Source organism: Loktanella sp. PT4BL, assembly GCF_003201935.1.
Taxonomy (GTDB): domain Bacteria; phylum Pseudomonadota; class Alphaproteobacteria; order Rhodobacterales; family Rhodobacteraceae; genus Yoonia.
In genome coordinates this window covers 24,218-38,068 of sequence record NZ_QJJL01000008.1, presented here as the reverse complement: position 1 = coordinate 38,068, position 13,851 = coordinate 24,218, and the positions used below count along the sequence as shown (strand labels likewise).

Annotated in this window: 13 protein-coding genes; 7 read left to right on the top strand and 6 right to left on the bottom strand. The window is 55.8% G+C overall.

The features are described from left to right. Positions 1-14: 14 nt before the first annotated feature. On the bottom strand, positions 15-593 hold the full coding sequence (locus C7964_RS17050; RefSeq protein ID WP_110280829.1) for an EF-hand domain-containing protein: 579 nt from the start codon (positions 591-593) through the stop codon (positions 15-17). A 202-nt stretch (positions 594-795) separates the two neighbouring features. Here C7964_RS17050 and C7964_RS17045 point away from each other — a divergent pair, with 202 nt between their 5' ends. The 5 genes from C7964_RS17045 (at position 796) to C7964_RS17025 (ending at position 6,022) form a co-directional block, all read left to right on the top strand. Then, positions 796-2,808 (top strand): heme lyase CcmF/NrfE family subunit, encoded by a 2,013-nt coding sequence (locus C7964_RS17045; protein WP_110280828.1) that lies wholly within the window; start codon positions 796-798, stop codon positions 2,806-2,808. A 2-nt stretch (positions 2,809-2,810) separates the two neighbouring features. After that, positions 2,811-3,377 (top strand): DsbE family thiol:disulfide interchange protein, encoded by a 567-nt coding sequence (locus tag C7964_RS17040; RefSeq protein WP_110280827.1) that lies wholly within the window; start codon positions 2,811-2,813, stop codon positions 3,375-3,377. Further along, positions 3,374-3,844 carry a cytochrome c-type biogenesis protein gene (locus C7964_RS17035; RefSeq protein ID WP_055296305.1) on the top strand — a complete coding sequence of 157 codons (471 nt, stop codon included), beginning with the start codon at positions 3,374-3,376 and terminating at the stop codon, positions 3,842-3,844. Before C7964_RS17040 ends, C7964_RS17035 begins: the two co-directional genes overlap by 4 nt. Continuing rightward, the gene (gene ccmI, locus C7964_RS17030; protein ID WP_055296304.1) at positions 3,841-4,998 is read left to right on the top strand and encodes a c-type cytochrome biogenesis protein CcmI; all 1,158 of its coding nucleotides are present in this window, start codon (positions 3,841-3,843) and stop codon (positions 4,996-4,998) included. Before C7964_RS17035 ends, ccmI begins: the two co-directional genes overlap by 4 nt. Positions 4,999-5,341: 343 nt before the next feature. Next, positions 5,342-6,022 (top strand): L,D-transpeptidase, encoded by a 681-nt coding sequence (locus C7964_RS17025; protein WP_055687667.1) that lies wholly within the window; start codon positions 5,342-5,344, stop codon positions 6,020-6,022. A 24-nt stretch (positions 6,023-6,046) separates the two neighbouring features. On the opposite strand, the gene C7964_RS17020 is transcribed toward C7964_RS17025, so the two are convergent. Beyond that, a complete protein-coding gene (locus C7964_RS17020) occupies positions 6,047-6,316 on the bottom strand; it encodes a hypothetical protein (RefSeq protein WP_055687648.1) in 270 nt (89 codons plus the stop codon). Positions 6,317-6,481: 165 nt separating this feature from the next. Here C7964_RS17020 and C7964_RS17015 point away from each other — a divergent pair, with 165 nt between their 5' ends. Next, complete coding sequence (locus C7964_RS17015) at positions 6,482-8,842, top strand: heavy metal translocating P-type ATPase (protein WP_083480490.1); 2,361 nt, start codon at positions 6,482-6,484, stop codon at positions 8,840-8,842. A 33-nt stretch (positions 8,843-8,875) separates the two neighbouring features. Continuing rightward, positions 8,876-9,418 (top strand): L,D-transpeptidase family protein, encoded by a 543-nt coding sequence (locus tag C7964_RS17010; RefSeq protein ID WP_082436386.1) that lies wholly within the window; start codon positions 8,876-8,878, stop codon positions 9,416-9,418. A gap of 64 nt (positions 9,419-9,482) precedes the next feature. On the opposite strand, the gene phnE is transcribed toward C7964_RS17010, so the two are convergent. Genes phnE through C7964_RS16990 form a run of 4 tightly spaced genes read right to left on the bottom strand, consistent with a single transcriptional unit; the run spans position 9,483 to position 13,787 of the window. Then, positions 9,483-10,241, bottom strand: coding sequence for a phosphonate ABC transporter, permease protein PhnE (phnE, locus tag C7964_RS17005; RefSeq protein WP_055296302.1), 759 nt, complete (start codon positions 10,239-10,241; stop codon positions 9,483-9,485). Then, positions 10,241-11,023 carry a phosphonate ABC transporter ATP-binding protein gene (locus C7964_RS17000; RefSeq protein WP_055296301.1) on the bottom strand — a complete coding sequence of 261 codons (783 nt, stop codon included), beginning with the start codon at positions 11,021-11,023 and terminating at the stop codon, positions 10,241-10,243. The genes phnE and C7964_RS17000 overlap by 1 nt, the downstream gene beginning before the upstream one ends. Beyond that, positions 11,020-11,895 (bottom strand): phosphate/phosphite/phosphonate ABC transporter substrate-binding protein, encoded by an 876-nt coding sequence (locus C7964_RS16995; protein ID WP_055296300.1) that lies wholly within the window; start codon positions 11,893-11,895, stop codon positions 11,020-11,022. Before C7964_RS16995 ends, C7964_RS17000 begins: the two co-directional genes overlap by 4 nt. After that, a complete protein-coding gene (locus C7964_RS16990) occupies positions 11,895-13,787 on the bottom strand; it encodes a cytochrome c peroxidase (RefSeq protein WP_286131222.1) in 1,893 nt (630 codons plus the stop codon). The genes C7964_RS16995 and C7964_RS16990 overlap by 1 nt, the downstream gene beginning before the upstream one ends. Between the last annotated feature and the right edge of the window lie 64 nt (positions 13,788-13,851).

The following is a 13,851-nucleotide window of genomic DNA, read 5'->3' as shown; positions in this document are numbered from 1 at the left end:
ACGGGCCTCCTGATTTAATTGTCATCACCATGATGGTCTGCGGCACCGTCATCGGACATGTTACCCATGGCACCAATCCGCGTCCCCGCCGCTTGCATCTCTTCTTGCGTGACTGCACCATCTGCATCCGCATCAAGATGCTGGAAGCGATCCACCATCCGGTCACGTACCGCGTTGGTGTGCAGTGCTTCAAATTCCTCGAGCGTCAAGGCGCCATCAGAGTCTGCATCAAACTCCTGCATCTTGACCGCCATATGCGGTGCCATATTTTTAGGATCACCGTCAGGCATCATCATGCCCATGATATCGCGGTCCATCATAGCCATCCGGTTGGCACCATTCATCATACCCATCTGGCCGCTACTGCCCATCATGTTCTCATGCATCTGCATCATCATGGGCATCATATTGCCGTTCATCATTCCCATTTGTGACACGTCGCCACCCATGCCCATACCGCTACCGTTATCCATTTCTGACATCATATCCGTATCTGCATCTAAGGTGTCTCCAGGATCTTCATCAGCATAAACTATCTGCGACATTCCGGCTGAAACCAACGCAGCGAGTACCAAAACACGTTTAATCGACATCTTCTTTCCTTTCCATTTGTACAACAAATATCGGGATCGTCTTCATCCGGGTAAAGGTCTGACGCATCGGTGTTTTGTAATGTTATGTCGCGGATTTTGGTTACAAAAGGTGACAAACGCACCCCTAACAGCCTGCGGCATCACTTGATAAATTCTAGGCATCTCGCATTCGCGCAAACACCTAGCCAAGGGTAAGCTTCACATGACACCAGAGATCGGTCACTTCGCGCTGGCGCTTGCACTTGCCATGGCGATTGTTCAGAGTGTGCTGCCAATACTGGGTGCTGCGCGCGGTAATATTCTATGGATGCAATCTGCAAAGTGGTCATCACTGGGCCAGGTTTTTTTCACATCTATCGCGTTCTTCGCCCTGCTTCAGGCCTTCGTCACGAGCGACTTCACCGTCAAAAATGTCGTTGAAAACTCGCATTCGCTCAAACCCATGCTGTTCAAGATCGCAGGCACCTGGGGCAGTCACGAAGGGTCGCTTTTGCTTTGGGTGTTGATCCTGACAGTTTTTGGTGCCGCCGTTTCGGTATTTGGCGCCAACATTCCTGATAGCTTGAAAGCGCGGACCCTCTCGGTGCAAGCGTGGATCAGCGTTGGTTTCATCACGTTTATGCTGTTCACATCAAACCCTTTTGACCGCGTCTTTCCGCCCCCGATAGATGGTCAAGATCTGAACCCATTGCTTCAGGACGTCGGTTTGGCAATGCACCCGCCACTTCTTTACATTGGGTATGTTGGGTTTTCGATTGTATTTTCCTTTGCCGTCGCGGCCTTGATCGAAGGGCGTGTAGATGCGGCCTGGGCCAGATGGGTCCGCCCCTGGACACTCGCCGCTTGGCTAAGCCTGACCGCTGGCATCGCATTGGGGTCTTGGTGGGCATATTACGAACTGGGCTGGGGCGGCTGGTGGTTCTGGGACCCGGTCGAGAACGTCAGCTTCATGCCTTGGCTCATGGGCACAGCCCTTCTTCATTCTGCAATCGTTACAGAGAAGCGGGATGCCTTCAAAAGCTGGACAATCCTCCTTGCGATCCTGACATTTTCGCTCTCGCTACTTGGTACATTTATTGTTCGGTCAGGTCTGCTGACTTCTGTTCATGCTTTTGCAGTCGATCCTGAACGTGGCTTATACATTCTGGGTCTTCTGGCGGTGTCGATCGGTGGCTCTTTAGCACTCTTTGCGTGGCGTGCACCCGTCATGGAACCAGGTGGCATCTTCAAACCGATCAGCCGAGAGGCAGGTTTGCTCATCAACAACCTGATCCTTGCGACAGCGACAGGCATCGTCCTGTTTGGAACACTTTATCCGCTGTTTTATGAAGCGTTGACGGACGGCCAAAAGCTGTCTGTCGGGCCGCCATTTTTCAATGCAGCCTTCATACCGATTATGCTGCCGTTGGTTTTCGTCATGGGCATCGGGCCGTTCCTGTCTTGGAAACGTGCAGACCTACCGGGTGTACTTCAAAGGCTGCGGATTGTCGCGGTTCTGACAGTTCTGGCGACACTCGCGGTCTGGTACATCGTGCGCGGCGGTCCGGTGCTTGGCTATTTATCCATCCTTCTCGCCATTTGGCTTTTCATGGCGACCCTCAAAGAGTGGACAGTGCGGATTAAACTGTTTGAGGTGCCGTTCACAGAGTCGCGCAGGCGTGCCGCCAACCTTCCTAGATCAGTCTATGGAATGACACTCGCACATACCGGACTAGCCGTCGCTATGTTTGGCTTCATCGGCTCAAGCGTTTGGAAGACTGAGGAGATTGTCTTTGTTCAGCCGGGCAGCCAGATCGAAATTGCAGGATTTGATGTCACATTCGAGGGCCTTGAACGGGTTCGTGGACCAAACTATGTCGCCGATCGCGGCAAACTAACCGTTAGACAAGACGGGGTTTTTGTAACAGAGCTTTTTCCTGAAAGCCGCTACTACCCAGTGGCGGAGAGCAACACGACTGAAAGCGCTATTCGCTCGACGATGGCTGGTGACCTTTACGCTTCTATCGCCAGACCAGCATCAGAAGAAGCCGGGGCAGGGGGCGCGTTGACACTGCGCATTCTTTACGAGCCTTTGGTCAATTTCATCTGGATTGGATCAGCCATGCTTGTTTTGGGCGGTGGGCTATCTCTCTCGGACCGGCGGTTGCGCGTTGGTGCGCCGCGTCGTGGTTCAGTCAAAAAGATATCAAATTCGGCAAAGATTCCGGCGGAATAAAGATGACACGTGCTCTTGCTCTTATTCCGCTGCTGATCGCGGTTGTCTTTGGCGGTTTCTTCTTGTGGGGTCTCAATCCAGACCGGGATCCGAATGATATCCCCTCGGTCTTGATTTCCCAACAGGCGCCAGAGTTCACGCTCATGGACGTCGAGGGATTAGCGACACCAAGCTTTGCGCGGACCGATCTTGTTGGCAATCAGGGCCCCGTGATCGTGAATGTCTTTGCCTCTTGGTGTGTGCCATGCCGTGCCGAACATGCTGTGCTGACCCAGCTCGTCGAACGTGAAGGTCAGCGGCTTTTCGGGATCAACTACAAAGACAAGCCCGAGGACGCTGTTCGCTGGCTGACCGAACTTGGGAACCCATACGAAATGATCGGCGCGGACAGCACGGGCAGGGCTGGGATCGAGTGGGGCATTTCCGGTGTGCCTGAAACATTCATCGTCGGGTCAGACGGCACTGTTCTATACCGTTATGTTGGCCCGGTCGTGGGAGATGACGCAGTCAAAAAGTTCAGAGAAGCGCTGGATCAGGCCGGCGCGATGGAAATCGAGGCAGGCGGATGAGACATCTGATATTACTAATATTCCTCATTCTGCCCATGGCCGTTTTTGCGGTCGAGCCTGATGAGATATTGCAAGATTCCGTGCTGGAGCAGCGCGCACGAGAAATATCAAAGGAACTGCGCTGTGTTGTCTGCCAAAATCAGGACATCGACAGCTCAAATGCTGGCGTTGCGCGTGATCTGCGCATTCTGGTCAGAGAGCGTCTGGTCGCCGGAGACAGCGACGAGGAAGTGATCAACTATGTCCATTCACGCTATGGTGACTACGTTTTGATGCGCCCTCCGTTCAATCTTTCGACAGCAGCACTGTGGCTTGCACCTTTTGTCCTTGCCTTGTCCGCTCTCCTGATTGGATGGAGCGTGTTATCGGCGAGCCGACGACGAAAGACTGCAGCCGGCCTTTCTGCTGCCGAAGAAGACGAAGTGGCGCGCTTTATTGAGCAGAATAAAGTGAGCAAAGAAACATGATCTGGCTGTTTTTCGTACTTCTTTCCCTAATGGCTCTGTCGCTCATGGTGCTGCCGCTTCGCACCAAATTGCAACCCTCCGCCGTTCCTGAAGACACGACGCCAGCAGTGCTTTTGGATCAGTTGAAGGAGGTGAAACGCGATCTGGAACGTAACATTATCTCTGAAGTCGAAGCGAAAGCCGCCGAGCAGGAGATCAAGCGGCGCATCTTGATGCAGGCACGCAAGTCAAGCTCACGCAGCACTACAACCAATACCGGCGGTCGTGTTGGTGTGATCTTGGGTGCTGTCTTTGTGCCACTCTTTGCGGTTGGCTATTACATGACGATGGGATCACCCGAGATTGAGGGTCTGGCCTTTGCCGACCGCGCGTCAGAACGGCAAGAGGCGGCCCAGATCGCTGATTTATCCTCCCAACTCTATGACCGGCTTATCAGTGATCCGGATGGTGGACCAAGTGAAGGCTGGATGCTTTTGGGTCAGACCTATTCAAGGATGGGCCGGTTTGAGGATGCCGCTGCAGCTTTTAAGGTCGTATCCGAGCGGCCAGAAGCAGATTCAGGCGTGTTTTCCATGTTGGCAGAAGCACTCATCTATGCAGAGCAAGGTGTGGTCACACCAGCTGCCGAAGCAGCAATTGATCGCGCAATGTCAATAAACCCAGACAATCCCGCGAGCGTCTACTACAAGGCTTTGGCACTGTCGCAAAAGGGCGAGTCCTCGCGTGGGTATGAATTGCTTATCGCACGCCTGAATACAGCAGATGGGTTCTATCCTTGGATGGAAAGCCTCTTGGTAGAAGCTAACCGCATTGGCGCCGAGATTGGGAAGCCACAGCTTTCACTGGCTGACTTCGCGCCAATGGTGAATGCTCCCGGCCCCACCACTGAAGATGTCGCGAACGCACAAGAGATGTCTGATGATGACAGGCAAGCGTTCATTCTTTCGATGGTGGCGCGTCTGGCGAACCGTCTGGAAGAGGAACCGGGCGATCTTGATGGTTGGATGCGATTGGGGAATGCCTATTCAGTTCTTGGGCAAACAGGGGCTGCAATTGCTGCGTATGAACGGGCGGAGGCGCTTACTGCGAATGCCGGGGCAGAGGACCCTAGAACTCAAGCTATCGACGACGCTCTTTCGAGGCTGCGGCCGTGATGCAGACTGGGCAATGCGATGAAACTGCCGAAGGCGACAAATATTCGGAACCACGCGGATCGAAGTCCAGACTGTCTTTCCTAGCGATCCGCAAATGCGTCGGTGCTGTGTTTGGGTAGGCGGCCAGCGATGCTGCATCTCCTTGTATTTGTTGATAGAGGTGTCAACTTTGTTTGAAAATAACCCAACTTTGACTACTGGAAAGCCCGTTAAGCTCAAGGAAATGTGACGAACGAACCAAGGTAGGGTATTGAACCTAAAGTTGCTTGAGGTTGTAAGGAGTGGATTCATTTCATGCTGACAAAAAACTAGCATGTGCAAAGTAATAGCCGGAGTACGATTTATGTTAACAAGACGTCATTTCATCGCAACGAGCGTAGCCATGTTTTCTGCTCCATTTGCCAGCCCTGCGTTTGCAAAGAGCTGGCCCACTGCTGCGGAGAAGGCTTTATGGGATATGCAGGTGACCCCGGCGGGATATGATCCCGCAACATCTAACCCCTGGGGGTTGGAACCTCGGTTTTTACCCCAACGCGTAGCGCGGAATGACGGTTTGATACCTGGTGATATCCATGTCGATGCGGTTGCGCGTTATCTCTATCACATAGAAGAGGGCGGAACGGCGATGCGTTACGGCGTGGCGATCGGACGGGGCGATCTGTATGAGCCGGGCATCTACACAATTAAGCGAAAGGTCGAGTGGCCGCACTGGACCCCGACCCAAAACATGATTGAACGTGAGCCTGAAACCTATGCACAATTCGAGGGCGGGGTGGAGCCCGGGCCTCAAAACGCGTTGGGTTCACGGGCGCTCTACCTCTACGTCGGTGATCGGGATACATATCTGCGGATACACGGGACACCACTGCCCAGAAGTATCGGAAGCCGCGCCAGTTCCGGTTGTGTGCGTATGGTCATGCCCCATATAAATGATCTATATTCGCTCGTTAAAATAGGATCGACGGCGCATCTTTATTCTGCAGAAGACAGCGTTGCCACCCCCAGTGTCGGAGCGCTCTGGTAAATCCAAGTGTAACAGACAAACAGCCTAGGTTTGTGCGGGGAGACAGATGCGACGACCATTTCGTGTCATAACGGGCAGAAGCGTGGTTTCGACCCGTCCGCGATGTTCATACCAATAGCACCGGTCTTCCGGTAACATCCGTGCAGTTGAGATATCTTGGTTTGGCGCGGCCAAGTTCACCAATTCGGGTGGGATGACTACGTCGGTATTGGCACCGGTGTCTTCAACTGGCGCACCCGCGCAAGCGGATAACGTAACGACGCCGACGATGGCAAGTGTCAGTGTTTTTATCATTCAGCGTCCACCTTGTTCATTTTCAGTTGCGCAAATTTTCGTTTATCAACCGTGTCTGCTTCTTCACTATTTCGTCAGGCGCAGATCTTCCAGCGAAAAACCTCTTGAACCTAAAGCCACTGTAGACATTACACGTAGTGTATAGAATGATTCCGGAGAGATCGAATGGTGAATTCCAAAACTGCGCACGAAGATGGCGATCACGCCCACGACCACTCAGATCACCTGTCTGATGGATCTGCGTGCTGTGGCGCAGAACAGGTGACCGGCATTCCGTCCGCCCCTCCTCCCGAACACGGACGTAGCTTTCAGGTCAGCGGCTTAGACTGCGCTGAAGAGGTTTCAATCCTCTCCAAAGTCGTTGGCCCGAAACTCGGTGGGGCTGAACATCTTGCGTTTGATGTGATCAATGGGCGCATGACGGTCTTGGACAGCGCTAAACAGATTTCAGATAGTCAAATCACAGAATTGGTTGCCAGCACAGGCATGACGGCCCGTCCATGGAACGCTGACAACGCCAGCGCCGATCAGGCGGCGCATCTTGCCAAGCAGAAGTGGTTTACTTTTCTGAGTGGTGGGTTTTGGGCCGCGGGTTTTGGATACCATATCGTGGAGACCGGACTGAGTGGCGCACTTGGCCTGTTCTCAGGGCATGGCGAGGCCGCGATGCCAATCCCAGAGGTCGCATTATTTGGTTTCGCAATCCTTTTTGGGGTATGGCTGGTCGCACCAAAGGCGTGGTCGTCTGCACGCCGCCTGTCTCCCGATATGAACCTTCTCATGGTGGTTGCTGTGGTGGGTGCAATTGGGCTTGGCGAATACTTCGAGGCGGCGACCGTTGCGTTCTTTTTCTCGCTATCGCTCTATCTGGAGAGCTGGAGCGTGGGGCGCGCCCGGAACGCTGTTTCCGCGCTTCTTGATTTGGCACCGCCGACGGCGCGTGTTCTAAATGATGATGGATCAGAAGCCGATGTACCAGCGGCCGAGGTTGCGGTTGGGACACAGTTCATTGTCCGAGGCGGCGACCGGATCCCGCTTGACGGTGAGGTGACAGATGGAACTGGTGCCGTCGATCAGGCCCCCATCACGGGCGAAAGTGCGCTTGTCCCAAAGGAAACGGGGGACGATGTTTACGCGGGGACCATCAACGGTGAGGGCACGCTTACGGTCCGCGCAACAAAAGCTGCCAGCGATACGGTTCTGTCGAAAATCATCCGCATGGTTGGCGACGCACATTCCAAACGCGCCGAGGTCGAGCAATGGGTCGCAAAATTCGCCCGGATTTATACGCCCATCGTTATGGCACTCGCGGTTGCGATTGCTGTCTTACCGCCTCTCTTTTTGGGTGGTGCGTGGAATTACTGGTTCTATAACGCGCTGGTCCTGCTTGTCATCGCTTGCCCCTGCGCGCTGGTTATTTCGACCCCGGTATCTATCGTTGCTGCCCTTGCGGCATCTGCCAGGGCCGGTGTGCTGATCAAAGGTGGTGCCTATGTCGAAGCCCCCGGTCGCACCACGGCTCTTGCCATGGACAAAACGGGCACAATCACCATGGGAGAGCCGGAAGTGGCGGCTGTCTATCCACTGGGTGACACGTCCGAAGTTGACCTTTTGACCCTTGCGGGTGCTTTAGAGGCGCGGTCCTCACATCCTCTTGCGCGCGCCATTATCGGTAAGGCTGAACGTGACGGGGTCGCCGTCAAAGCTGCCGAGGATACCCGGACCGTGCCGGGGCGCGGGCTTGAAGGCCGCGTTGGTGGACGAATTGTCTGGCTGGGGTCTGATCGGTTCGCGGAGGAAAAGGGGTTTGGCAGCACTCTCCCCTTAGATCTTCGGGATCGAATAGAAGAGGCGGGCAACACACTGGTCGCAGTTGGTGATGAAACTGGCGTGACCGGTCTTCTTGAACTGCGTGACCGTATTCGCCCCGACGCCAAAGGTGTTATCGCACAGTTGCACGCGCAGGGCGTGAAAAAGATAATCATGCTAACCGGTGACAACGAAAGGACTGCCCTGGCTGTGGCCGCCGAAGTGGGCATCGACGAGGTGCGTGCCGAGCTTTTACCCCAAGACAAGGTAACGGCCATCGAAGAGTTGGTATCACAGTACGACATGGTCGCGATGATCGGTGATGGGGTTAATGATGCGCCTGCCATGGCGCGCGCACATTACGGCATTGCCATGGGGGCTGTTGGTTCAGATGCGGCCATTGAAACGGCAGATATTGCATTGATGACCGACGATATCAGTAAAGTGCCTTGGCTGATCGGTCACTCGCGCAGGACGATGTCGATCATCCGGCAGAACATCGGCATCTCGCTGGCCACCAAAGCTGTCTTCGTGGGCTTGACAGCCTTTGGAATGGCAACGATGTGGGGGGCGATTGCCGCCGATGTAGGTGTGTCACTGTTGGTTGTCGCCAATGCCCTGCGTCTTCTCCAAGCAAGAGAAGCCCGGATCGATCTATCCGGCGGAGATGGTGTGGGTGAGCAGTTGGCAAAAGGCGCTTTGCTAAAGGGGCATTGATCGGATCAGACCAAGTCGGTAGTCTGGATGAAAATGGCACTAAAAAAGGGTGCAAGAGCAGTGAGATCACTTTCAACTACGCGACGCAAGGCAGTGCTTGGAGGCCTGAGTGCCGCCGTTCTGTCTGGGTGTGCGAACAAACCCCAAACTTACAACGGACCGGAAGTTGCCCGTTTGCGCTTGTACAAATCGCAACGCATGCTGGTTCTTGATGGTGTGTCGGAACCCTTGCGCACTTATCCAGTTGGTCTTGGCTTTGCGCCAACTGGCCACAAGCAATTTGAGGGCGACGGAAGAACGCCTGAGGGGTCATATCTGATAGATCGCCGAAACCCTGCAAGTCTATTCCACCTCTCGATTGGGATTTCATATCCAAATGAAGCAGACAGGGCCTTTGCTGCTGCTCAAGGGAAACCGCCCGGTAGCGATATCTTCATTCACGGCGGTCCAAGGCCCGGTATTGATCCGACTGATGTGCGGGACTGGACAGCTGGATGCATTGCAGTGACTGATAGCCAGATTGAAGAAATCTACGCCATGGTGAGGGACGGAACGCCCATCGACATCTATGCATGATATTCACCAATTCGTTTCAAGGAACGATTGGTAGCAAATCTTGAACCAACGGCAATGAGTTTGATCAAGAGAAACGGCGACGCAAAGCGCCGTTGAAAGCTTCGATCGCCACCACCATGACAACCACGGCTATGGTGACGCTCGCGGCCTTGTCATACTGGAAAGAACGCACATACGTCTGGATGTAGAACCCGATCCCGCCCGCACCGACAACTCCAAGGATCAAGGATTCTCGCAGGTTCAATTCAAACCGGAAGATCGTGTCACGCGCCACGACAGGTGCCATCTGAGGCCAAATTGCGTACCTCAGCCGCGCAAGCGGCCCGGCGCCCGCACTTTCCAGCGCGGCAATCGGCGCGCGCGCTACGCCGTCGATAGCTTCAGAATAAAATTTGGCAAGCATGCCTGTGGCATGAAAGGCGACAGCGATGATACCGGGCAGGGGACCGAGCCCGACCGCGCCCACCATCAACATCGCCACAAGGATCAGCGGGATTGCCCGAATGAGCGCCAGCAGAATCCGGACCGGACGGTAGACCGCAGGGGGGGACATTGTCTCGGACGCCAAAAGCCCCAACGGGACGGAGAGAAGCACTGCGCCAAGCGTTCCCAGGATCGCTATTCTTAGTGTTTCGGCACTACCGCTCACAATCTCTTCCATGACCGTAGGGTCAGGCGGGAACATGCGGCCAAGGAAATCCGCGATCCGCGGGCCAGACGACACAAGTCGCCTCAGCTCAACATCTGTCGTGGCGAGTGACCAGAGAACAGCGCCAGCAAACAGTACTGCAGCCGTGAAACTGGCAAATCCACGGGCCCGCATTAGCTGGCTACCCTAAGACTAATTGCAGGCATTTGTGCGGCGTCCCGGTAGAGATCCGCCATTGCAGCTTCGGACAACTCGGATGTCGGCAAATCGAAAGCGACGCGCCCGTCTCGCATGCCGACAATTCGCTGCGCAAAGCGCCGCGCGAGATCCGGCTGATGCGATGAGAATACAACCGTTGCGCCTCGCACGAGCGCCGCCTCTGTCAACAGAGTCAAGACCTCGGCCGCACGCGTCGGATCAAGACTGCTCACTGGCTCGTCCGCGAGGATCAATCGTGGTTCCTGTGCGAGACAACGTGCAATGGAAACGCGCTGTCTTTGTCCGCCGCTCAGACTGTCGACTCTACGATCTTCAAGATCGGCAATGCCACAATCGGCGAGCGCAGTTTTTGCAACTTGAAGGTCACGTTCCCTGGGCGTTCCAAAGAAAGCTCGAATCGGAGACATGCGCCCAAGACGGCCATTCAGCACGTTGCGCAGCACGTTCGAACGCTCGACCAGGGCAAATTCCTGAAACACAAAGCCAGTGTCCGCGCGACAGGCGCGCAACGGTGGATGATCCGGATCGAGTGACGCACCTAGGATGGAGACGCGCCCGCACCAATGCCGAAGCCTGCCGTCCAGCAGCGTCAGTAAAGTCGTCTTTCCAGCACCCGATGGTCCAAAAAGCGCAACTATCTCACCCACCGGAAGTGAAAGCGACACATGCTCCAAAGCGGAAGTGTCGGCTCCAGAGTGCGCGAAGCTTACATCGTCGATTTGCGCGGCAGCAGTCATCGCAGCAATCCGTAGTGACGCGCGATATCTCGCACCCCGTCGAAGACGCCGGGGGCAGAAACAACATAGCCGTCGGGTCCGTAGAGATAACGCAGCATGTCGCGGTTCGCAGGTTGATTGAGTGTCAACATGGCTTCGACGAACCTTGCTTGAATATCCGCGTCCAGCCCGGGACGCGCGATAACGACATGGCTCGGGATCTTATCGCTTTCCGCAATCCAGGTCACCTCGGCCTGCTGATCGGGTGTAAGAAGTAAGTCGGCGTATTGGCTCGCGCCCGCGGCCTCGACCAGGCCCTCAGCCATGGCCTGCATCGCCTGCTGATAACCGCCGGCAAAGAAGATGCGGCCAAAGAAGGCCTCGGCTGCGCCGGGGCCCTCTATCAGCCCCACCCTCTCGAACTCTGCAAGCGGATAGAGGTATCCCGACTCCGAGATCGGGTCGGCGAACGCGATGTCACGGTCCCGTAAGTCAGAGAGTGTCTTAATACCACTATCGCGGCGCACGAAGATGCGGCCTGTGTAGCTTGGCGCGCCGCGATAAACCTCGGACAGAAGTGGTACCGCGCCGATTTGAGCTTCGGCAAGCACAAAGGGAAGCGCCCCCATGAAGGAGATATCCGCGTCGCCGTTCCGCAGCGCCTCGACGGCGGCGGCATGATCGATTGTAACAAATCCTTCGACCGCCACCCCGATTTCATCGGCCAGCCAAGCGGTCACCACTGCGATGTCCCCAAGCAGTTTCTCGGGGTTCTCCTGCGGAATGAACGCAAGGCGCAAGCGCCGGTCCTGAGCGACGAGGGGGGTGGAGAGTGCCAGGACACTCGCACCGGAAAGAATTAGCGCCGATCTGCGGTTCAAAAGGGTTACCATCAGAACGCACTCTGGTCGAGACTTGCGGCTTGCCTCTGAAATGCCGCCCAGCTTGTCTCTGCTGCTACCCATTCCCCGGCGCGCACGGCTGCTCCAACCTCGTCAAGACGGTCAGCCAGCGCGTAAACCTCGGGCCGGGCGGCAAGGTTAGACATTGTGCTGGCGTCTGCAGAGAGGTCTGCTGCGACGGTGTCGGTCAAAAGCAGGATGTGCTCGGCGTCCCGCCTTGGCAACAGCGTATTAAGGGTCGACGCGAAGGTCGTCAGTTCCGAGAAAGCCAGCCGGAAGGCGGTGTTCTCGTCGTCGAAGGCTTCGTAGGGCTCATCCGCCGCGCCGATGGTTTCAAGGTAGGCCGTGAGGTCAGAGCGTTCTGTTCCTGTCAGACCAAGAGATTTCGTCTCATCGAACCAATCCACGACCGCGCTCAGGCTAGGCAGGGATCCGTCATGGAAATAGGGGGCCGTGTAAACCGTGCCCAGAAGCGTTGGCGTGTCGAACGCGCCCGCGCGCGCGCCAGCGTATGGCGACGTGGCCGAGCCGATGTCATACGCTTGCCGATCGAGGAAGTTGCTTTGCGGCACGTGGCAACTCGCGCAGGAACGCTCACCAAGCCCTGCTAAGGGACGGTTGAATATCGCTTCGCCGCGCCGGGCGGCGACTGGGGCGGCGTCGGTCAACCTGCCATCATGCGCCAGCATCGAGTTCGGCAGGAAGTCGAATTCGAGCATGTAGGCGACCAGTGCGTCCAGCATGAATGGCGTCGGTTCAACGCCCCCAAACTCATTGACGACCACGTTGCGAGTGAAGTCCCGCAACGACGCGAAGCGCCCGTCGCGACCATAGGGTCCAGTAAAGCGCAGGCCGCGAAGGCTTGGGATGTCGATCGGGTCGTCGCGCCGATCGTTGAAGATTGGATTGAAAAACGCGCCATCCACGTCGATTGCGCCGGGCTGGTGACTGGCGCCTGGAATGAACAGGCGTTGGTTCACATCCGAGCGGTTGTGGCAGGCGGAGCAAGCAATGCCAAGATCGCGCGCCGGACCGCCGAAGATCTGCGCGCTGTCAAACAGCATGTCGCCATAGGCGACAAGCGGAAGGTCCGCCTCGTCAATTCCTTGTTCCTCAAAGTTGAGAACGAGCCGCGGAAGTGGACTCTGGTCGAAAATGTCGGAACCGGGCGGCAGGCTCGGTGGTACGTCAATGGTGCGTCCGTTGAGCACTGCGGTCTCCGGTAGCGCGCTCAGCCTTCTGCGCGGCGCGAAGTCGTCCACAAGGTAGTTCTGCTTAAGGTAATCTGAGATAACCGCGACAGCGACGCCCATGGTCTCTCGGTCAGAGGATATCGCGCCTGCACCCAGCACGCCCGATGACCCGGCACTGCTATTCAAATCCAACCATGCGATCCCGACGTTTCGCGCCGCCTCGGGATCGGCGGCTGTTACACCATCGGCAAATGCGCGATAGAGTTCACGGCCCGTCTGCACTGCCTGCCGAGTGGCAGTCGGGTTTTCGGCGATAAGTAACCGATCCAGTTCTTCCTCGATTCTGAATGCAATCAGGCGGGTCGCCTCTGTAAAAAGCGCCTGTCGATCCTGTTGATCAATTGCCTCTAGCAACCGTGTCACGTTAATTTCGCTTTTGGCATCGAGCCAGTCTAACGCTCCCACGGAATATTTCGACCCGCGGTAAGGCTCAGACCAAGCGATTGAAACTTGGCCCCAAGGCAATGGTTCAAGATTTCCTAGGAAGAGCGTCAGACGATAGGCTGCTGCCTCGGGGAGCCATGATGCCTCTTTTGCCGGTGTGGCCGAAACTGATCCCGGAAAGACAACCGCACCGATCCACGCGATGAATAGAAGCTTTAGAAAATCTCGGATAAAAATCGCCTCCAACGCCAAAAGTTAGCCGTGTCTAATTTATCTACCCAAAGCAAACTAGTTGTCAATGCTTTCGTTT